The 19,859-nt window shown below is 73.4% G+C and carries 19 protein-coding genes; 7 read left to right on the top strand and 12 right to left on the bottom strand.

The window, feature by feature from the left end:
- Positions 1-26: 26 nt before the first annotated feature.
- From ACFPCY_RS23655 to ACFPCY_RS23665, 3 genes are all read right to left on the bottom strand, one after another.
- Complete coding sequence (locus ACFPCY_RS23655; protein WP_378258592.1) at positions 27-986, bottom strand: LLM class F420-dependent oxidoreductase; 960 nt, start codon at positions 984-986, stop codon at positions 27-29.
- Positions 987-1,048: 62 nt separating this feature from the next.
- On the bottom strand, positions 1,049-1,816 hold the full coding sequence (locus ACFPCY_RS23660; RefSeq protein ID WP_378258594.1) for an SDR family oxidoreductase: 768 nt from the start codon (positions 1,814-1,816) through the stop codon (positions 1,049-1,051).
- Between the two features lie 61 nt (positions 1,817-1,877).
- The gene (locus tag ACFPCY_RS23665) at positions 1,878-2,771 is read right to left on the bottom strand and encodes a LysR family transcriptional regulator (protein WP_378258596.1); all 894 of its coding nucleotides are present in this window, start codon (positions 2,769-2,771) and stop codon (positions 1,878-1,880) included.
- An 80-nt stretch (positions 2,772-2,851) separates the two neighbouring features.
- On the opposite strand from ACFPCY_RS23665, the gene ACFPCY_RS23670 reads away from it, so the two are divergent.
- The 3 genes from ACFPCY_RS23670 to ACFPCY_RS23680 are packed head-to-tail and all read left to right on the top strand — an operon-like array spanning position 2,852 to position 5,708.
- Entirely contained in the window at positions 2,852-4,078 is a 1,227-nt protein-coding gene (locus ACFPCY_RS23670) for an MFS transporter (protein WP_378258598.1), read from the top strand.
- A complete protein-coding gene (locus tag ACFPCY_RS23675) occupies positions 4,075-4,524 on the top strand; it encodes a Zn-ribbon domain-containing OB-fold protein (protein WP_378258599.1) in 450 nt (149 codons plus the stop codon). The genes ACFPCY_RS23670 and ACFPCY_RS23675 overlap by 4 nt, the downstream gene beginning before the upstream one ends.
- On the top strand, positions 4,521-5,708 hold the full coding sequence (locus ACFPCY_RS23680; RefSeq protein WP_378258601.1) for a lipid-transfer protein: 1,188 nt from the start codon (positions 4,521-4,523) through the stop codon (positions 5,706-5,708). The genes ACFPCY_RS23675 and ACFPCY_RS23680 overlap by 4 nt, the downstream gene beginning before the upstream one ends.
- Positions 5,709-5,729: 21 nt before the next feature.
- Here the strand turns inward: ACFPCY_RS23680 and ACFPCY_RS23685 are convergent, their stop codons facing one another.
- Both ACFPCY_RS23685 and ACFPCY_RS23690 read right to left on the bottom strand, forming a co-directional pair.
- Complete coding sequence (locus tag ACFPCY_RS23685; RefSeq protein ID WP_378258603.1) at positions 5,730-6,101, bottom strand: DoxX family protein; 372 nt, start codon at positions 6,099-6,101, stop codon at positions 5,730-5,732.
- 99 nt (positions 6,102-6,200) lie between these two features.
- Positions 6,201-7,838, bottom strand: coding sequence for a serine/threonine-protein kinase (locus ACFPCY_RS23690; protein WP_378258608.1), 1,638 nt, complete (start codon positions 7,836-7,838; stop codon positions 6,201-6,203).
- Between the two features lie 408 nt (positions 7,839-8,246).
- Between ACFPCY_RS23690 and ACFPCY_RS23695 the strand changes: the two genes are divergently transcribed.
- The 3 genes from ACFPCY_RS23695 to ACFPCY_RS23705 are packed head-to-tail and all read left to right on the top strand — an operon-like array spanning position 8,247 to position 11,603.
- Positions 8,247-8,894 (top strand): ATP-binding cassette domain-containing protein, encoded by a 648-nt coding sequence (locus ACFPCY_RS23695; RefSeq protein ID WP_378258609.1) that lies wholly within the window; start codon positions 8,247-8,249, stop codon positions 8,892-8,894.
- Positions 8,891-11,014 carry a YhgE/Pip family protein gene (locus tag ACFPCY_RS23700; RefSeq protein WP_378258611.1) on the top strand — a complete coding sequence of 708 codons (2,124 nt, stop codon included), beginning with the start codon at positions 8,891-8,893 and terminating at the stop codon, positions 11,012-11,014. Before ACFPCY_RS23695 ends, ACFPCY_RS23700 begins: the two co-directional genes overlap by 4 nt.
- A gap of 13 nt (positions 11,015-11,027) precedes the next feature.
- A complete protein-coding gene (locus ACFPCY_RS23705) occupies positions 11,028-11,603 on the top strand; it encodes a TetR/AcrR family transcriptional regulator (RefSeq protein ID WP_378258612.1) in 576 nt (191 codons plus the stop codon).
- A 55-nt stretch (positions 11,604-11,658) separates the two neighbouring features.
- Here ACFPCY_RS23705 and ACFPCY_RS23710 read toward each other — a convergent pair whose 3' ends face one another.
- Together ACFPCY_RS23710 and ACFPCY_RS23715 are read right to left on the bottom strand one after the other, a co-directional pair.
- Positions 11,659-12,126, bottom strand: a complete 468-nt coding sequence (locus tag ACFPCY_RS23710) for a MarR family winged helix-turn-helix transcriptional regulator (RefSeq protein WP_378258615.1) — start codon at positions 12,124-12,126, stop codon at positions 11,659-11,661.
- A gap of 93 nt (positions 12,127-12,219) precedes the next feature.
- On the bottom strand, positions 12,220-12,789 hold the full coding sequence (locus tag ACFPCY_RS23715) for a hypothetical protein (RefSeq protein WP_378258617.1): 570 nt from the start codon (positions 12,787-12,789) through the stop codon (positions 12,220-12,222).
- Between the two features lie 217 nt (positions 12,790-13,006).
- On the opposite strand from ACFPCY_RS23715, the gene ACFPCY_RS23720 reads away from it, so the two are divergent.
- Positions 13,007-13,444 (top strand): hypothetical protein, encoded by a 438-nt coding sequence (locus ACFPCY_RS23720; RefSeq protein ID WP_378258618.1) that lies wholly within the window; start codon positions 13,007-13,009, stop codon positions 13,442-13,444.
- Positions 13,445-13,520: 76 nt separating this feature from the next.
- Here ACFPCY_RS23720 and ACFPCY_RS23725 read toward each other — a convergent pair whose 3' ends face one another.
- Genes ACFPCY_RS23725 through ACFPCY_RS23745 form a run of 5 tightly spaced genes read right to left on the bottom strand, consistent with a single transcriptional unit; the run spans position 13,521 to position 19,802 of the window.
- Positions 13,521-15,086 (bottom strand): acyl-CoA synthetase, encoded by a 1,566-nt coding sequence (locus tag ACFPCY_RS23725; protein WP_378258620.1) that lies wholly within the window; start codon positions 15,084-15,086, stop codon positions 13,521-13,523.
- Between the two features lie 31 nt (positions 15,087-15,117).
- On the bottom strand, positions 15,118-16,275 hold the full coding sequence (locus ACFPCY_RS23730; RefSeq protein ID WP_378258622.1) for a thiolase domain-containing protein: 1,158 nt from the start codon (positions 16,273-16,275) through the stop codon (positions 15,118-15,120).
- Positions 16,272-17,315 carry a thiolase domain-containing protein gene (locus ACFPCY_RS23735; protein WP_378258624.1) on the bottom strand — a complete coding sequence of 348 codons (1,044 nt, stop codon included), beginning with the start codon at positions 17,313-17,315 and terminating at the stop codon, positions 16,272-16,274. Before ACFPCY_RS23735 ends, ACFPCY_RS23730 begins: the two co-directional genes overlap by 4 nt.
- Positions 17,315-18,247, bottom strand: coding sequence for a Zn-ribbon domain-containing OB-fold protein (locus ACFPCY_RS23740; protein ID WP_378258625.1), 933 nt, complete (start codon positions 18,245-18,247; stop codon positions 17,315-17,317). The genes ACFPCY_RS23735 and ACFPCY_RS23740 overlap by 1 nt, the downstream gene beginning before the upstream one ends.
- A complete protein-coding gene (locus ACFPCY_RS23745; RefSeq protein WP_378258627.1) occupies positions 18,237-19,802 on the bottom strand; it encodes an acyl-CoA synthetase in 1,566 nt (521 codons plus the stop codon). Before ACFPCY_RS23745 ends, ACFPCY_RS23740 begins: the two co-directional genes overlap by 11 nt.
- Positions 19,803-19,859: the final 57 nt, after the last annotated feature.

Raw genomic sequence — 19,859 nt, forward strand, 5'->3', positions numbered from 1 at the left:
TCCCGGGGTCAGCCGGTGTCCCGGGGTCAGTCGTTGCTCGGGGCGAGGGCGCGCACCGCGTCCGCCGGGGACAGGCCGCCTCCGGGGACGACGGCCAGCACGGGCGTCGTCAGGCCGTTCGCGACGTACTCCCGGATCCTGGCGCGGCAGGCGGCCGGCGAGCCGTGGACGATGAGGTCGTCGACCACCTCGTCCGGGATGACCTCCAGGGCCTTCTTCCGGTCGCCCGCGGCCCAGGCCTCGTTCATCGGCGCGAGCGCCTCGCCGCGTCCGAGCCACTCGTGGAACGCGCGGTACACCGGGACGGTCATGTACGCGGCGATCATCCAGCGGCCGATCGCGCGGGCCTCCTCGGCGTCGTCGGTCGGGCAGACGAACAGCCGCGCGATCAGCTCGGGCTCGTCGCCGAGCTCGCCGCGCACCCGCCGGACGTCCTTGGGCGCGAGCCAGTTGGTGATCGCGCCGTCCGCCTCGCGGGCGGCCAGGCGCAGCATGCCGGGACGCAGCGCGGCGAGCACGATCGGCGGCGGCGCCGCCGGGGCCTGCTCCAGCTTGAAGCCCTTGACGGAGAAGGTCGCGTAGTCCTGCTTGACCTTCTCGCCCGCGAGCGCGGCGCGCAGGAACCGCAGCGTGTCGCGGACGCGCTTGTACGGCTCCTCGAACGGGATGCCGTTCCAGCGCTGGACGATCGTGTCGGACGACGTGCCGATGCCCATGACGAACCGTCCGGGCGCGAGGTCGGCGAGCGTCGCGGCCTGCTGGGCGAGCAGCGCCGGGCCGCGGGTGTAGACCGGCACGATGGCCGGGCCGAGGCGCAGCTCGGGCGCCCACTGCGAGGCGAGGGCGAGCGGCGTGAACGCGTCGGTGCCGTTCGTCTCGGCGGACCACGCGTCGGTGTAGCCGAGCGCGGGCAGCTCGGCGACGAGCGCGGCGTGCTCGGTGAGCGGGACGCCGGTGAGCGGGATCGTGAGTCCCCAGCGCGACATCGTGCCTCCAGGCGTTCGAGGGGCGGACTGGACGGTCGGGAAACGGTCCGGGCGCGGGCGGGCTAGGAGATCGAGGGGCGGATGATCGCGCCGCCGTCGACGACCATGGTCTGCCCGGTCATCCAGGACGAGGCGGACCCGGCGAGGAAGACCGCGGCGTTCGCGATGTCCTCGGGCTCGCCGATCCGGCCGAGCGGCATGTACTTGTTGATCTGCTCCTCGTTGTTCTCCCACAGCGCGCGGGCGAGGGCGGTCCTGACCAGGCCGGGGGCGATGCAGTTGACCCGGACCTTCGGGGCCAGCTCCATCGCGAACTGGCGGGTGATGTGGATGACGGCGGACTTGGTGGCGTTGTAGTAGCCGATGCCGTGCTCGGTGACCAGGCCGCCGACCGACGCGATGTTGATGATCGAGCCGCCGCGCTCGGCCATCGACGCCTTCCAGGCGAGCTGCGTCCACTGGACGACCGCGAACTGGTTGACCTGGACGGTCTTGGCGGCGGCCTCGGGCGTGATGTCGACCATCGGCCCGAAGTGCGGGCTGGTGCCGGCGTTGTTGACCAGGACGTCCACGCCGCCGAACTCGGCGACCGCGGCGTCCACGCAGGCGGCGGCCTGCTCGGCGTCGCCGACGTGCGCCGCCTTGGCGAGCACGCCCGCGCCCGGGTGCGCCGCCCGGATCTCGGCGGCGACCTCGTCCAGGGCCTCCTGCTTGCGGGAGGAGAGCACCACGTTGGCGCCCTCGGCGGCGAGCGCGGTGGCGATCGCCTTGCCGATCCCCCGGGACGCGCCCGTGACGAGCGCGGTCTTGCCCTCAAGTCCAGTCCGCATGATGTGCAGCACTCCTCGGTCGAATCTGGCTCGGTTTCACTGTAGCGAAGTAACTGACGAGTCAGTTAGCGGGCTCCCGGGCCAGTCCGGGAGTCAGCACGAACCGCCGGAACGCCTCGGCGACCGGCGGCCTGGTCCGGCCGTCCGACCAGGTCAGGCCGATGGTACGGACCGCGAGGGGGTCGGCGAGCCGGACGTGCGCGACCCCGTGCGCCTCGCCCGGCAGCGGCGGCGCGACGATCGCGACGCCGAGCCCGGCAGCGACGAGCCCGCGCACGGTGGCCGACTCCTCGCCCTCGAACGGCATCTCCGGCGCGATCCCGGCCCGCGCGAACATCTCCGCGGCGATCGCGCGCAACCCGGTGCCCTGCCGGAACGCCACGACCGGCTCGTCCGCCAGCTCCTCGGTCCGGACGAGGCGGCGGCGCGCCAGCCGGTGCCCCTCCGGGACGGCCAGCAGCAGCCGCTCGGTCACCAGCGGACGCCATTCCAGATCCGTCCCGGACGGGCGCGGGCTCGTGATCGCGAGGTCGGCGCGTCCGTCCCGCACGGCCGCCGCGAGCCGCGCCGACCGGTCCTGCATCAGCCGGAACGTCACGCCGGGCCGCGTCTCCCGGAACCGCCGGACGAGATCGGGCACGAACGACGGCCCCTGCGTGTGCAGGAACGCGAGCGCGACCTCGCCGTGCGACGGGTCGGCGGCCTGCGCGAGCGCGCGCCGCGCCGCCTCGTCCTCGGCGACCAGGCGGCGCGCGTGCTCGGCGAAGACGCGGCCGAACGGGCTCAGCTCGACGCCGCGCCCGACCCGGTCGAACAGCGGGACGCCGAGATCGGCCTCCAGGCGGGCGATCGCGCGCGACAGCCCCGGTTGCGAGACGCGGAGCTCCTGTGCGGCGTTCGTCACATGCCCGTGGGCGGCGACGGCCAGGAACCATCGCACGGTCTGCAGGTCCATGGCGTCATGCGTACCACGCATTGATCACCGCCAGGAACGTCATTGGACGCATCACTCCCGCCCGACGCACGCTTTCCGGCATGACCGCCGTACTCGGATCCTCCCTCGATTCCCCTCTCGAACGGCATCGGACGGGCTCCGCCGGGCTGCGCCGGATCAACCTCGCCCTCTTCGCCGCCGGGCTCACCACGTTCATGTCGCTCTACTGCACGCAGGCGCTCCTGCCGCAACTGTCGGAGGCGTTCGACGTCTCGCCTGCGCGCGCGAGCCTGCTCGTGTCGCTCGCCACGGGCGCGGTCGCGCTGGCGGTCATCCCGATCAGCTCGCTGTCGGAGCGGTTCGGACGGACGCGCGTGATGCTCGTGTCGTCGGTGGCGTCCGCGCTGGTCGGGCTGGTGATCCCGCTGTGCTCGACGTTCGCCGAGCTGGCGGTCGTGCGGGCCGTCCAGGGGGTCGCGCTCGCGGGCGTCCCGGCGGTCGCGATGGCCTACCTCGCCGACGAGGTGCACGCCGAGTCGCTCGGCGGCGCGATGGGACGCTACGTCGCCGGGACCGGCATCGGCGGCGTGCTCGGACGGCTCGTCCCCGGCCTGGTCTCGGACGCCGCGGGCTGGCGCTGGGCGCTCGCGGCGACCGCGGTCGTCGCGTTCGGCTTCACGCTCGCGTTCTGGGCGCTGCTGCCGCCGTCGCGCTTCTTCACGCCCGGACGCGTCGACTACCGGCGCCTGCTCACCCACCTGCGCGACCCCGGCCTGCGCCGCCTCTACCTGATCGCGCTCACCGCGATGGCCGGGTTCGTGACCGTCTACAACTTCCTCACCTACCGGCTGCTGGACGCGCCGTTCCACCTGCCGATGGCCGTCGTGTCGCTGATCGCGGTGATGAACCTGGCGGGGTCGGCGGCGTCGGCGCGGGCCGGGACGCTCGCCGACCGGATCGGCAGGCGGCCCGTCCTGCTGGGCGCGGTCGCCCTCGCCGCCGCCGGGCTGCTGCTGACGCTGCCGCCGGTCCTGGTCCTCGTCGGCGTCGGGCTGCTCATCTTCACCTGCGGGTTCTTCGGGACGCACGCGGTGGCGAGCGGCTGGGTCGGGCTGCGCGCCGAGACCGGCCGCGCGCAGGCGTCCGCGCTGTACCTGTCCGCCTACTACCTCGGCTCGTCGATCGGCGGGTCGGCGGGCGGCGTCGCCTTCGAGCACGGCCACTGGACGGCGACCGCGCTCTACGTGCTGGTCCTCTACGCCGTGGCGTTCGGAGCCGGATTCACCCTTGATTTGAGCGTGCGCTTGGTTGGTAAGCTGCGCGGGTGAGCGGCACCAAGCAGCGGCGGCCCGCCGCCGAAGGATGGTTCACCGCCGCGGACGGCACCGCGCGCCTGCTCGGCACGCGCTGCTCGTCCTGCGGCACCCCCTACTTCCCCCGCAACCAGCTGGCCTGCCGGAACCCCGGCTGCGCCGGGCCGAAGGACGGCTCCGAACTCGTCCCGCACGAGTTCTCGGCGCGCGGCAAGGTGTGGTCGTACACCGACGCGCGCTACCAGCCGCCCCCGCCCTACGTGGCCGCCGACCCGTTCCGTCCGTTCGCGATCGTGGCGGTCGAGCTGGAGGCCGAGCGCATGGTCGTGCTCGGGCAGGCCGTCCCGGAGATCGGCGTGGACGACCTGTCCGTCGGCATGGACGTCGAGCTCACCGAAGGCGTCCTCTACGAGGACGACGAAGCCGTCTACACGATCTGGATGTGGAGGCCCGTCTCATGACCGACGTCGTCGTCCTCGGCGCGGGGATGCACCCGTGGGGCAAGTGGGGCCGCAACTTCGTCGAATACGGCCTCGCCGCCGCCCGCGCCGCGCTCGCGGACGCCGGGCTGACCTGGCCGGACGTCCAGTACGTCGCCGGCGCGGACACCATCCGCAACGGCTACCCCGGCTTCGTGTCCGGCGCGACGTTCGCGCAGGCGCTCGGCTGGTCGGGCGCGCGCGTGTCGAGCTGCTACGCCGCCTGCGCGTCCGGCGCGCAGGCCATCGCGAACGCCCGCGCGCAGATCCTCGCGGGCCTCGCCGACGTCGCGCTCGTCGTCGGCGCGGACACCACGCCCAAGGGTTTCTTCAAGCCCGTCGGCGGCGACCGCCCGGACGACCCGGACTGGCTCCGCTTCCGCCTGCTCGGCGCGTCCAACCCGACCTACTTCGCGCTGTACGCGCGCCGCCGCATGGCCCTGTACGGCGCGTCCACCGACGACTTCGCCGCCGTCAAGGTCAAGAACGCGCGGCACGGCCTCGCCAACCCGAACGCCCGCTACCGCAAGGAGGTCACGGTCGAGGACGTCCGCGCCTCGGCCGTCGTCGCCGACCCGCTGCGCCTGCTCGACATCTGCGCCACCAGCGACGGCGGCGCGGCCCTCGTCCTCGCCTCGGCCGACTTCGCGCGCCGCCGCGGCGTCACGGACCCCGTCCGGATCGCGGGCCTCTCGACCGTGACCCCGACGTTCCCCAAGACCGTCCTCGACCTGCCGGACTTCGCGACCGACTCCGCGATGACCGTCCCGCCGCCCGAACGCCCGTTCCGCGCCGCGATCGCCCACGCCGCCTACGAGGAGGCCGGGATCGGACCGTCCGACCTCTCGTTCGCCGAGGTCTACGACCTGTCCACGGCCCTCGAACTCGACTGGTGCGAGGACATCGGCCTGTGCGCCGAGGGCGAGGCCGAGGCGCTGCTGCGCTCCGGCGCGACGACGCTGGGCGGACGCGTGCCGGTCAACCCGTCCGGCGGCCTGTCCTGCTTCGGCGAGGCCATCCCGGCGCAGGCGATAGCCCAGGTGTGCGAGCTGACCTGGCAGCTCCGCGGCCGGGCCGAGTCCCGCCAGGTCGAGAACGCCCGCGCCGCCATCGCCGTCAACCAGGGCCTCTTCGGACACGGCAGCGCGATCGTCGCCGTCCGCTGAGCCGGACGGCGTCCGCTGCGGTCAGCGCGCCCGGCGGGCGACCCTGAGCGCCCAGGCGACCAGCGGAGCCTGGAGCGGAAGGCGCCCGTAGGCGGCGGCCCGCAGCGGCAGCGGCTTGTCACGCCAGTCGCGCGCCATCTTCACGTTGGCCGGGAACACGCCGGCGAAGAGCGCGGCCGTCGCCAGCGCCCCGGCCCGCCGCGTCCGCGGGACGGCCACCGCGACCCCGCACGCGATCTCGGCGACCCCACTGGCATACGTCCACGCGCGCGCCGGCCCGGGCAGCGAGCGCGGCACGATCGCGTCGAACGGCCGGGGCGCCAGCAGATGCATCGTCCCGGCCGACACCAGCAGCCCCGCGAGCCCCCGCACAGCGGCGGACGAGTCACTCATGCCGCGCAGCATCCCATATCCAACACCCCGTCCAATAACCCACCCGGCCTCACGGCCCCGGCTCACGGCCGAGGCCTACGACCCGGCTCACGGAACGGCTCACGGAACGGCGAAGCCGTCGCAGCTGATGTAGTACGCGTCCCCGTTGGGATGGACGTGCAGCCACACGACCGTGTAGCTGCCCTTGACCAGCGCGGCCGTCGTCGCTGCCTCGCCGGTGAAGTCCGCCGGGAAGGTGAAGTCGCGGAACTCGCCGTTGGTCGGGAGCGGCTTCGGCTTGCTGACGACGATCCCGCTGGCGTCGCTGCCCTGGAGCGACACGGGCTCGCGCACCTGCGCCGCCACGTAGTAGTTCGACGGCCACTGGTACTTGAACCGGAGCGACAGCGTGGCCGAGCCGCCCGCCTTGACGTCGGCCGCCGAGCGCGGGGCCGCGGTCTGGATCTCGGGCGGCGTGTCGGGCTCGGTGCGGGAGTTGGGGAGGCAGCCGGTGTTGGTGTCCTTCCACTGGAGGTCCTTGAAGTGCTCGTCCAGCGGCTGGACGGTGATCTTTTCCGGCGGGACGCCGTTGGACGGCGCGGACGGCGCGGACGGCGCGGACGGCCTCCCGGACGAGGGCGAGCCCGATCCGTTCGGCGCCGTCCCGCCCGTCCGGCCCGTCGCGCCCGTCCGGCCCGCCGACGGGTCGGACGAGTGCGCGCCCGCCTGGTTCGCCGTCCCGCCCTTGGGTGATCCGTGCCCGCCGGGCAGGAACTGGACGGCCAGGGCCACGGCGACGGCCACCGCGCCGACGCCTCCGGCCGCGAGGGCCGGGAGGAGCAGCCGGGGGCGGCGAGGCGGCTCCGGGGCCAGGCCCATGGTGACGGCCTCGGAACGGTTGCGAGGCAGGTGCTCGGCCGTGCTGAGCGCGCCGCGGTAAGCGGGGTCGGCGGCGAGCGGGGCGGCGTCGGCCGTCAGCTCGACCAGGCGGCCCAGCGGGACGCGCCGGGCCGGGTCCTTCTCGGCGCACATGCGGATCAGGGACGCCAGGCGCGGTTCCACGCCCGCGACGTCGATGTCGCCGGTCAGCGTGCGGTGGAGGAGCGCCTCGACCGGGCCGCCGCCGAACGGCGGACGTCCGGTGGCGGCGTACGCGATCGTCCCGCCGAGGGAGAACACGTCGGCGGCCGTCGTCTGGGCCTGCTCGCGGATCACCTCGGGGGCGACGTAGCCGGGGGTGCCCGCCCACGCGCCGGTCCGGGTGATCTGGGTCTGGTCGGAGCCGCGCGCGATGCCGAAGTCGATGAGCTTCGGGCCGTCCGGGGCGAGGATGACGTTGCCCGGTTTGAGGTCGCGATGCTGGACGCCCTGGCCGTGGATCTCGGCCAGGCCGCGGGCGAGGGCGGCGAGCAGGGCGAGGCACAGGTGCGGGGGCAGCGGGCCGCGGCGCTCGACGGCCTGCCGCAGGGTGAGGCCGGGGACGTACTCGGTGGCCAGCCAGTAGGGCGGGGCGGTGAGCCCGGCGGCGACCATCGCGGCGGCGTAGCGGCTGCGGACGCGCTCGGCGGTGGCGACCTCGCGGCGGAAGCGGGCCAGGGACTGCGGGTCGTCCAGGCCGTCCCGGACCATCTTGAGCGCGACGTGCCGTCCGCCGCCGCTGACGCCGAGATAGACCTGGCCCATGCCGCCCTCGCCGAGCCGGGCCAGCACGGGGTACCCGCCGATCTCCGCCGGATCGCCGGGGCGCAACGGTTCCAACAGCGCACCTCCTCGGGCAGATCCTGCCAAAGCGCCTTCCGTGCGGCCAGTGGGACCGGTGGTGAAGCTCACGCGGAATCGGGCACATGACCGGAGGCCTGCCGGGTACTTTTGTACTGACCGGTCAGTTCAAAAGTGGCGAGGGATCCGATGGCGACGGATGACGAGCTCGGAAGGACTCCGGCGGCGGGCGGTGCGACCGGGGGGATCGAGGCGCCCGCCGCCGGGCCGGTCGTCCCGGACGGGACGGACGCCCGGAGCGGGGCGGAGGCCCGGAGCGGGTCGGACGGAACGGACGCCCGGAGCGGGGCGGAGGCCCGGAGCGGGTCGGCCGGGCCCGTGGCCGTGCGCGCTTCAGAGGGGGGCAGGCGCGCGCGGCGCGGGCGGACGGCTGGGGTGGGTGAGCCGGTGCGGGTCTCCGCGGACGGTCTGTCGATGCGCGGCAGGCGCGGCATGGTCTACGCGGACGTCTCGTTCACGCTTCCGGCGGGCGGGCTGCTCGCGGTGAGCGGCGCGGGCGGGACGGGGCGGACGGCCCTGCTGCTCACGCTCGGCGGACGGATGAAGCCGACCGGCGGGAAGGCCGTCGTCGGGCCGTTCCGGCTGCCGGACCGGTTGCGGGCGGTGCAGCGGATCTCGGCGCTCGGGATCGTGGCGGGGGTGAACGAGCTGGATCCGGCGCTGACCGTCCGGGAGCACGTCGGGGAGGCGCTCGACCTGCACGAGGGCCTGTTCGGGCGGTGGCGCGGGCGGGCGCAGCGGGTGCGGCGCGCGCTGGAGCGGGTCGGGCTCGGCGACCTCGACGTCACGCTGACCGCCGACGAGCTCGCCCCCGAGGAGGCCCGGCTGCTCGGCGCGGCGTGCGCGCTCGTCGGACGTCCCGGCCTGCTGCTGCTCGACGACGTGGACGAGGGTCTCCCCCTCGACCGGCAGCGCGCCCTCTGGGAGCGGCTGCGCGCCATCGCCGACTCGGGCGTCACCGTCGTCGCGTCCTGCCAGGATCCCGCCCCCGCGCGTGGCCTCGCCCTCGACCTGCACTTGGAGAACCCCCGATGAGACTCCCCTCGCTGACGACGGGTGAACTGGAGCTGCGGCGGTTCCGCCGGCATCCGCTGACCATGGTCGCGCTGGTCGGGATGGTGCTGCTGCCGCTGCTGTACGCCGGGCTGTACCTGTGGTCGTTCTGGGACCCGTACGGACGGCTGCACAACCTGCCGGTCGCGCTCGTCGTGGACGACAGACCCGCGCAGGCGGACGGCAGGAAGGTCGAGGCCGGGCACGACCTGGCCGAGCAGCTGAAGAAGCGGCAGGTGTTCGACTGGAGGACCGTGGACGGCGCGACCGCCGAGAAGGGCGTCCGCGACGGGAAGTACTACATGTCGCTGACGATCCCGGCGGACTTCAGCGCCCGGATCGCGGGGGCGTCCGGGAAGTCGCTGCCGAGCCCGGCGGATCTGAAGGTCCGCATCAACGACTCGAACAACTACGTCGTCGGGACGCTGGCGCAGGCGGCGTTCAAGGAGATCAGCGCGGCGGCCGGGGACTCGGCGACCAAGGAGTACCTCGACCAGATCTTCGTGTCGTTCGGAACGCTCCACGGGCAGCTGGAGAAGGCCGCGAAGGGCGCGGGCGAGCTGGCCGAGGGGAACCGGAAGCTCGCCGAGGCGGGCGGCAAGGTGCACAGCGGCGCGGGCGAACTCGCGCAGGGCATCGGCAAGGCCCACGGCGCGTCTCAGCAGATCACCGACGGGCTCGGCACGCTCCAGGACGGCGCGAGCCAGGTCGCGGCGGGGAACCGGAAGCTCGCGGCGGGCGTCCAGCGGCTCGACACGGCCGTGGGGAACGCGGCGGACACGGTCGTCCCGCTGCTGCGGCGGCACGCGCCCGAGATCAGGGACGGCGCGCTGCTCGTCGCGCGCGGCGCGGACGCGCTGGCCGGGGCCGCCGGTGAACTCCCGGCCCAGTCCGCGGACGCGCTCCGGCGCGCCGAGGCGGCGCAGGCCGACCTCGAGAAGTACCTGGCGGCGCACCCGGAGATCCCGGCGGACGTCCGGCAGCGGCTCACCGACTCCGCGGAGCGCGTCACCGACATCGCGCGGCGGGTGAACACGTTCGTCCGGACGCACACCGGCGACCTGAGGCGGCTCGCCGCGAACGCGAAGGAACTCAAGGCCGTCGCGCAGAAGATCGCCAAGGACGCGCCGACGCTCGCCGACAAGGTCGAGTCCGCCCGCCGCAACGTGGACAAGCTGAACGCGGGGGCGCGGCAGCTCGCGACCGGATCGTCCAAGGTGTCGGCCGGGTCCGGGAAGCTGCTGGACGGCTCGACGCAGCTCACCTCCGGCATCGGGCGGCTCTCGGGCGGCGCCGTGACGCTGGAGACGGCGATCGGGCAGATCAGCGCCGGCAACGCCAAGGCCGCGCAGGGCGGCGGCGAGCTGAACGGCAAGCTCAGCGAGGGCGCGGACAAGGTCCCGGACTACGGCTCGGACGAGCGGAACGCCCGCGCCGACATGATGAGCAGCCCGGTCAAGCTCGCCAGCACGACCGAGAACGCCGTGCCGAACTACGGCACCGGGTTCGCGCCGTTCTTCGTCCCGCTGTCGCTGTGGGTCGGCGGGATGATCGTCTACATGCTGCTGCGGCCGGTGAACCCGCGCGCCGCGGCCGGGACCGCGCCCGCCTGGCGGGTCGCGCTCGCGGGCTGGCTGCCCGCCGCCGCGATCGGCGTCGCGCAGGTCGCGGTCGTGCTGGCGGTGCTGCGCTGGGCGCCCGCGCTCGGCCTGCACGCCGAGCGGTGGCCGGGGCTGATCGCGTTCCTGGCGCTCGCGTCGGCGGCGTTCCTCGCCGTGATCCAGTGGGTGAACGTGAAGTTCGGGCCGGTCGGGCGGGTGATCGCGCTGGCGCTGCTGATGCTCCAGCTGACCTCGGCGGCGGGCACCTACCCGATCGAGACCAGCCCCGGGTTCTTCCAGGCGATCCGTCCGTTCCTGCCCATGTCCTGGGTGGTGGACGGCGTCCGGCGGCTGATCAGCGGCGGCGAGCTGACCCCGGTGTGGCAGGGTACGGGAGTGCTGGCGGCCTTCCTGGCCGGCGCGCTCGCGCTGACCGCCCTCGCCGTCCGCGGCAACCGGGTGTGGACGATGAAGCGGCTGCACCCCGTCCTCAAGCTCTGAGCGGAGACCACAGGTGAGCCGGACGGCGACGCGCGAGAGGCTGTTCACCGCCGCGATCGAACTGATCGCCGAGCGCGGCTTCGCGGCGGCCTCGGTCGACCAGATCGCCGAGCGCGCCGGGGTCGCCAAGGGCACCGTCTACTACAACTTCGGCAGCAAGAGCGCGCTGTTCACCGCGCTGCTGGAGTACGGCGTCGAGCGGTTCGGCACCGCGCTGCGGGACGCCGCGGCCGGGCTCGCGCCGCTCGACGCGCTCGCCGCGGTCGTCCGGGCGGAGCTGGTGTTCATCGGCGAGCACGAGCCGTTCGCTCGGCTGCTGCTCGCCGAGACGTGGCGGTCGGGCGGCGACTGGCCGCACGCCGCCCGGCTGATCCGGGAGCGGACGATCGGCGCGGTCGGCGACGTCCTGCGGGACGCGGTGGACGCGGGCGACCTGCGCGCCGACCTCGACGTGGACATGGCCGCGTCGGCGGTGTTCGGCATGGTGCTGACGGTCGCGCTCGACTGGCGCACGCTCCAGCCGGACCGCCCGCTGGACGACGTCCACGCCACCCTCATGGACCTGCTCCGCGGCCGCATCGCCACGTGAGCCGCCCGGCAGCCGCACGAGCCGCGTGAGCACGCGAGCCGCCCGGCAGCCGGGGCTAGGCCATGTCGCGGATCTCCTCGATGACCGACGGCATGATCCGGTTGTTCTCCTCGATCCAGCCGAGCAGGACGCGCAGCTGGTCGTCGTCGAGGCCCGCCATCCGCCCGCCGAACGCGCGGGCGATCGGCTCGAAGTAGGCGCCGAACGCCGCGACCCGCTCCCGCACGGGCTCGACGATCACGCGCCGCCGGTCGGCGGGGTCGCGGCTGCGCTTGACGTACCCGGCCCGCTCCAGCCGGTCGATCACGGCGGTGATCGCGCCGCCGGTGGTGATGCCCATGAGCTGGGCGAGCTGCCCCGGGGTCTGCGGGCCGTCCAGGACGAGCGCGTTGATGCACTGCGCGTCGGTGACGTTGAGCCCCGCCTTGGCCGCCGTGGCGTGGTGCAGCAGCACCGTGTACATCGTGCTGCGCTGCATCGCGGCGCGCAGCTCCTCTGCCATCCGGGCCCGTTCGGGGGTCACCGATCACCTCCACGGCGTCTCTCCTGGGCAAACGCTACCCGTTCCGGAAGATCCCGGGCGGGCGTCCGGCACCGGACGCCCGCCGCCGGGTCGTCAGTGGCAGGTCTTCCCCCACGCCTGCACGAGCGCGGGCGGCACCTTGCCGCACAGGTTGCCGCCGGTGTCGCCGGCGTAGGTCCAGGCGGTCTGGCTGTCGTCCTTCTTCCAGACGTGCGGGCCGTCCTGGCGGGACAGCGGGATGTCCTTGAAGCCGATGTCGGCGGCGGCGTAGAACTCGACGCCGCCGTTCGCGCCGGTCACCTTGCCGAACAGGACGTGGCTCGGCGGGACGACGTTCTCCTGCTTGGCCTTCGGATAGGTGTGCTTGGCGGACGCGAAGTAGGTGTCCTCCAGCGCGCCGTGGAGATCGTCGGGGACGGGCAGCTTGGCCGCCTTGAGCGAGCCGCTCGGCTTGGGCGACGAGGTGGCCCCGGCGGTCGAGCCGTCCGCGCCCGGGGACGCGGTGCCGGCGCCGGTCACCTCGCTCGGCGAGGCGGCCCCGGGAGCGGAGGCGGTCGCCTTCGCGTCGCCGTCGGACTTGGAATCACTGCAGCCGGTGAGGGCGGGGGAGGCCAGAGCCATCGCCAGCAGGACGGCCGCTCCCCTCCGGATCATTTTCGTCACGCGCCATGAGACCACGGGGCGCGCCGAAAGGTTGCGGACGCACCGGAACTTTTTCTCCGGGCCGATCCGGAACGAAACGTGAAAAGCATCACGGAACACGATCTATACTCGGCAGTGGTCTGGACCACTGACCGGCGATCCGTGCCGTACCAGGGCGAACCCGTGCCCGGACGCGGCGCGCGCGAGACGAACACGATTCCGCGCGGGGGCAAGACTCTTGAGCACCAACATCCTCTCCACCGAGACCGTGGGCCTCTCCTCCGGTGACGAGGCCGCCGTCCACCTCCGCCTCAGCGGCGTCGCCCCCGGCGAACGCGGCACCCGGGCGGTCACCGTCCGCTACACCGGCGACCGGGACGCGGTCGTCGCGATGCGGGTCCGGCGCGAGGACGCCCCGTCCCCGTGCGCCGAGCACATCCGGGTCGGCATCTACGAGTCGTCCCGCCGCCAGCTCCCCTACCCGGTCTTCACCGGCTCCCTCGCCGACTGCACCAGCCCGGAGCGGCCCGAGCGCGGCTTCGGCAACTGGCGGGCGCAGGGCGACGGCGACACCCACGAGGTCACCTACCAGATCTGCTGGCACCTCGCCGAGGACGCCCCGGCCGCCGACGAGGCCGACCTGACCCTCACCTTCGCGGCCCGCGGCCTCGGCTGACCCGCCCCGCACTCCCGATCGCGCGCCCTGGGCGATCTCCCGGGCGCGGCGGCTCAGGCGTCCCGGGCGCGGCGGCTCAGGCGTTCTGGGCGATCTCGCGGGCCCAGCGGTAGTCCGCCTTGCCCGCCGGGGAGCGCTTCATCTCCGGCACGAAGGCGTACGTGCGCGGCACCTTGTAGCCCGACAGGTGCTTGCGGCAGTGCGCGTCCAGGCCGTCCCGGTCGGGCGTCGCGCCGGGCACGGCCTGGACGACGGCGGCGACCCGCGAGCCCCAGCGCTCGTCCGGGATGCCGGTGACCACCGCGTCGTAGACGTCCGGATGGCCCTTCAAAACGGCCTCGACCTCCTCCGGGAAGACCTTCTCCCCGCCGGTGTTGATCGCCTGCGAGCCGCGGCCGAAGACGGCGATCGTGCCGTCCGCCTCGACCGTGGCGATGTCGCCGGTGAGCAGCCAGCGGCGGCCCTCCGCCTCGGGGAACGTGCGGGCCGTCTTCTCCGGGTCGTTGTAGTAGCCGCGCGCGATGTGGCCGGTGCGGGCGAGCTGCCCGATCACCCCGGACCCCGGCTGGACGGGCTTGAGCGCGTCGTCCAGGACGGCGATGTCCGGCACGTCCGGGTGGAACCGCAGGCCCTTCTCGGGCGAGCTGCCCGCGACGGCCTCGGCGGTCGAACCGGACTCGGTCGACCCGAACCGGTCCAGGATCATCGTGTTCGGCAGCAGCGCGGCGATGCGGTCGCGGACCGTCCCGGTGAGGATCGCGCCGGTCGAGACGAACGCCAGCAGCGACGAGGTGTCGTAGCCGCCGCGCGCCAGCTCGTCCGCCAGCGGGATCGCCATCGCGTCGCCGGTGATCGTCAGCGAGTTGACCCGCTCGCGCTCGATCGTCCGCCAGACGTCGGCGGGCTCGAAGCGGCGCGTGTAGACGACGGTCGCGCCCATGCACCAGGAGATGAACGTCGCCTGCTGCGCCGCGCCGTGCATGAGCGGTGCGATCGGCATCATGACCATCGGCCCGGACGAGCGGGCCAGCTCGACCACGTCCTCGGGCTTGTCCGGGGGCGGGAAGGTCGGGTTCCAGAACGCGCGGAGCATGCTCTCCATGCCCCACATCACGCCCTTGGGCATCCCGGTCGTGCCGCCCGTGTAGATGATGTAGGTGTCGTCGGCGGAGCGCGCCGGGAAGTCGCGGGTGCCGGGCTGCGCGGCGACGGCGTCCTCGTACCGGACGGCCCCCTCGATCGCGGAGTCGCCGACCGCGATCAGGTGCCGCAGCTCCGGCGCGTCCGGGAGGGTCGCGGCGACCCGGTCGTCGAACTCGGCGTCGTAGACCAGCGCGACGCTGTCGGAGTCGCGGTAGACGTAGCGCAGCTCGTCCTCGACGTACCGGTAGTTCACGTTGATCGGGACGGCCCGGATCTTCAGCGCCGCCAGGATCGCCGCCGCGTACTCGATCCCGTTGTAGAGCTGGATCGCGACGTGCTGGCGCGGCCCGACCCCGGCGGCGCGCAGGTGGTGCGCGAGCCGGTTCGCGTGCGCGTCCAGCTCGGCGTAGGTGAGGCGGCGGTCGCCGCAGACGACGGCGACGCGGTCCCCGATCGCGTCGGAGACCCCCTCGAACAGATCGGCGTGGTTGAACTCCATCGTGGCCTCCGGGGGTGGACGGGCCGGTTTGTCAGGGTTTGTCGCTGCCGACGATCCACATCGCGAAGAACTGCGCGCCGCCGCCGTAGGCGTGCCCGAGGGCGCGCCGCGCGCCGTCCACCTGGTGCTCCCCCGCCATGCCGCGCACCTGGAGCGCCGCCTCGGCGAACCGGATCATCCCGGACGCGCCGATCGGGTTGGACGACAGCACGCCGCCCGACGCGTTCCACGGGATGTCGCCGTCCAGCGCGGTCGCGCCGGCCTCGGTGAGCTTCCAGCCCTCGCCCTCGCCGCAGAACCCGAGGTTCTCCAGCCACATCGGCTCGTACCAGGAGAACGGCACGTAGACCTCGGCGACGTCGATCTCGCGGCGCGGGTCGGTGATCCCGGCCTGGCGGTACACGTCGGCGGCGCAGTCGATGCCGCCGCGCGGGTTCACCGTGTCGCGCCCGGCGAAGAAGATCGGCTCGGACCGCATCGCGGTGCCGTGCACCCACGCGGGCGGGTTCGGGGCCTTGCGCGCCGCGTCCTCGGACGCCAGCACCATCGCGCACGCGCCGTCCGACGAGGGGCAGGTCTCCAGGTAGCGGATCGGCTCCCACAGCATCGGCGTCGACTCGACCATCTCGCGCGAGATGCCGGGGATCTTCAGGTGCGCGTAGGGGTTCTTCAGCGCGTTCTGCCGGTCCTTGACGGCGACGAGCGTGCCGATGTGGTCGGGGGCCCCGCTGCGCCGCATGTACGCGCGGATGTGCGGCGCGAAGTAGCCGCCCGCCCCCACGACCAGCGACGTCGTGTACGGCCCGGACACGGTCAGCGCCCACGTCGCGTTCGACTCCGACTGCTTCTCCCACGCGACGGTGAGGACGCGGTCGTGCACGCCCGACTGGACGAGGCTGGCCGCGACGTTCGCGGTCGAGCCGCCCACCGACCCGGCGGTGTGCACCCGCATGATCGGCTTGCCGGCCGCGCCGAGCGCGTCGGCGAGGTAGCCCTCCGGCGTCATCACGCCCTCGAACAGGTCGGGCGCCTTGCCGATGACGACGGCGTCGATGTCGGTCCAGGTCAGGCCCGCGTCCTCCAGGGCGCGGCGGGCGGCCTCGCGGAGCAGCCCGGCCATCGACACGTCCGGGCGCTTGGTCTTGTAGGCGGTCTGGCCCACGCCGATCACGGCGCACGGGTTGCTCATGACTGCTGTTCTCCCGACAGGACGCAGACGAGGTTCTGCTGGAGGCACGGTCCGGACGTGGCGTGCGCGAGGGCGCGCGCCGCCGTCCCGTCGGCGATCCGGGCGGCGGCCTCGCCGATCCGGATCAGCCCGGTCGCCATCACGGGGTTCGCCGACAGCGGCCCGCCGGACGGGTTGACCGCCACGTCGTCGCCGAGCTTCAGGGCGTCCCGGAGGATCGGCTCCTCGTGGCTGAACTGGGTGTGCAGCTCGGCGACCTCCACGCCCGCCGTCCCGCCCGCCTTCTCGGCGGCGAGCGCCGCCGACGGGGAGCGGGTCAGGTCACGGAAGCCCGGCTGGTGCGGCTCGCTGCGATGGTCGATCCCGGCGATCCACGCGGGACGTTCGGCCAGCTCGCGGGCCCGGTCCCCGGCCGCGAGGACGATCGCCGCCGCGCCGTCGGTAACCGGCGCGACGTCGTGCGGGCGCAGCGGCGCGACCTCGTACTCGGCGGCGTCGGACGGCTCGTCCAGGTGGAGGGCGAAGGGGTTGTCCCGTCCGGCCGCGCGGGCCCGGACGGCGACGGCGCGCAGGGCGTCCTCGTCCGCGCCGGAGGCTTCGAGGTGGGCGCGGGCCTGGAGGGCGGCCAGCGACACCTGGTCCACGCCGAGCGGCGCGAGGTAGTACGGGTCGAGGCCCTGCGTGAAGATCTCCGGGTAGTCGCCCTGCGAGGTCTTGCCGAACCCGTACACCAGGGCGGTGTCGATCTCGCCGTGCTGGAGCTTCACCCACGCCTCGTACAGCGCCCACGCGGCGTCCATCTCGACGTGGCTCTCGGAGATCGGCGGCCACGCGCCGACCGCGTCCAGCGCGGACACGAACGAGAACGGCGCGCCGACGAGGTAGTCGTTGGAGCCGGAGCAGGTGAACCCGAACCGGTCGATCCCGGTGCGCTCCTTGATCTCGGTGATGATCGGGGCGAGCAGCTCGGTCTCGGAGAGCCCGGCGTCCTCGCCCGCGTGGCGGGTCTGCGCGAACGCGACCACGGCTACGGGACGCATCAGAGGTAGTCCTTGATCTCGTCGAAGGGGACGTCGGGCTCGTCGAGCGGCTCGAACCACTTGATGTTCGACATCGACCGCGTCCACTCCTCGCGCGGACGCCAGGCCGCCTTCACGCGCATGCCCATCCGGACCCGGTCCGCCGGGATGCCCGCGACCAGCGACAGCATCGTCAGCCCCGCGCCGTCCAGCAGGACGTACGCGGACACGAACGGCACCTCGGGCGCGCGCGGGTCGGGCAGGTTGTTCACCGCGAAGGTGGTGACGGTGCCGGTGTGCGGGAGCTCGACCTCCTCGGACGTCGGCACGCCGTCCTTGGGGCACAGGCCCTTCATCGGGACGATGACCTGCCCGCAGACCCCGCAGCGGTGGCCGAGGATCCGGCCCTGCTCGATGCCCTCCAGGAACCGGTCGAGCGCCCGGCCGCCCTGGAGGCGGTACTCCAGCCGGCTCGGCGCGTTGATCATCGTGACCTCGGGCTGGAAGCACTCGATGTCGCCGATGCCGCCGGCGCGTTCGGCCCGCCAGCGGGGCCGGACGCGCATCCCCGTCTTCAACTGGCGCGGCGGTTTCGCGCCCTGCTCGAAGACGCCCATGTCGAGCGCGTGGAGCATCGCCGTGTCCGCGCCGTCCGGGCGGATGAGGGCCCACGCGAACGGACGGTCGAGCGGGTGCGTCTTGCGCGGGTTCGGGACCCACGACCAGCACGTGACCGTCCCGACCGGACCGACGTCCACGAACTCCCCGGTCACGTCGTCGCCGGTGTCGGGGTCGTACTCGACCGGCGGGAACAGCACGCGGCCGGTCTTCGTCTTCACGCCCTTGAGGCGTCCGTCGCGCAGCTCGGACAGGAAGCGTCCGATGACCGGGCCCACCGAGCGGGTGTAGCCGCCGGGGAACTCCAGGATGTGGTTCGGCTGGTCAGATGGCACGCTCGCGGTCCTTCCAGTAGGGGTCCCGGAGCTTGCGCTTGAGGAGCTTGCCGTTCGGCTCGCGCGGCATCGTCTCGATGAAGTCGATCGTGCGCGGCCACTTCATCTTCGCGAGGCGCCCTTCGAGGGACGCCAGGATCTCGGCGGCGAGCTCCGGGCCGGGCGCGACGCCCTCGGCGGGCTCGACGACAGCCTTGATCTGCTCGCCCCACTCCTCGTCCGGGATGCCGAACACGGCCACGTCCGCGACCTTCGGATGCAGGATGATCTCGTTCTCGATCTCGGCCGGGTAGATGTTCGCGCCGCCCGAGATGATCATGTCCGACTTGCGGTCGGACAGGAACAGGAAGCCGTCCTCGGTGAGGTACCCGACGTCCCCGACCGTGAAGAAGCCGTTCAGCCGCGACTGCTCCGTCTTGGCCTTGTCGCCCTTGTACTCGAAGTCGCCGCTGGCCATCTTCATGTAGATCGTGCCGGGCGTGTTCGGCGGGACGGGCTCGCCGTCGTCGTCCACCAGCAGCAGCTCGCTGATCGGCCACGCCTTGCCGACCGTCCCGGGATGCGCGCGCCAGTCCTGCGGGGACGCGATCGTCCCGCCGCCCTCGGTCGCCGCGTAGTACTCCCAGATGCAGTCGCCCCACCAGTCGAGCATCTGCTTCTTCAGCGGCACCGGGCAGGGCGCGGCGGCGTGGATCGCCCACTTCATGGACGACACGTCGTAGCGCTTGCGCACCTCCTCGGGCAGCGACAGCAGCCGCTTGAAGTGCGTCGGCACCATGTGCGTGTTCGTGATCCCGTACTTCTCGATCAGGCGCAGCGTGTCCTCGGCGTCCCAGCGGTCGACGTACACCAGCGTGTGGCCCATCTGGAGGGCCGTCCCGCCGAACTGCGTCACCGCCGTGTGGTAGTTCGGCGAGGTGATCAGGTGCGCCTGCGGCGCGTTCCCGGCCGGACGTCCGGGCGGGATGCCGAACATGCCCAGCAGGAACGTCATCAGCTCGGCCGCGTCGTCCGGGTCGATGCCGTGCAGGCCGCGCTTCACGCCCTTGGGCCGTCCGGTCGTCCCGGACGTGTAGTGCATGGTCGCGCCGTTGCTCCGGTCGTCCGGAAGCGAATCGGGCTGCCCCTCCTCCAGCTCCGCCTCGGGCCGGAACCCGGGCACGTCGCCGAACGCGAACCGCCGGCGCGCCTCCAGGCCCGCCTCCTCGGCCGCCTGCGCGCCCGCCTGCCCGTACCGCTCGTGGACGAAGAACGCCTTCGCCTCGCTGTCGGCCACGATGTAACCGATCTCCGGGCCGGTCAGGTGCCAGTTGATCGGCGTGTAGTACCAGCCCGCCTGGAGCGCGGCGAGGTACAGCACCAGCCCCTCGACACCGTTCGGGACGAGCCCGCAGATGCCGTCGCCCTTCTCCAGCCCGAGCGCGCGCAGACCGTGGACGACGCGGTTCGCGCGGGCGAGCAGGTCTCCCGCCCGGTACTCGGTTCCGTCCGGATCGACGGCCGCGACCCACTCCGGGTCGGCCTGAGCCAGCCGCCAGAAGCCCAACGATCCCATCGGCTCTCCCTCGGTGATCGCATGCGTCGCCGGAGTGTCACCTCCGACACGGCCAAA

Source organism: Actinomadura gamaensis, from assembly GCF_042652125.1.
Lineage (GTDB): Bacteria > Actinomycetota > Actinomycetes > Streptosporangiales > Streptosporangiaceae > Spirillospora > Spirillospora gamaensis.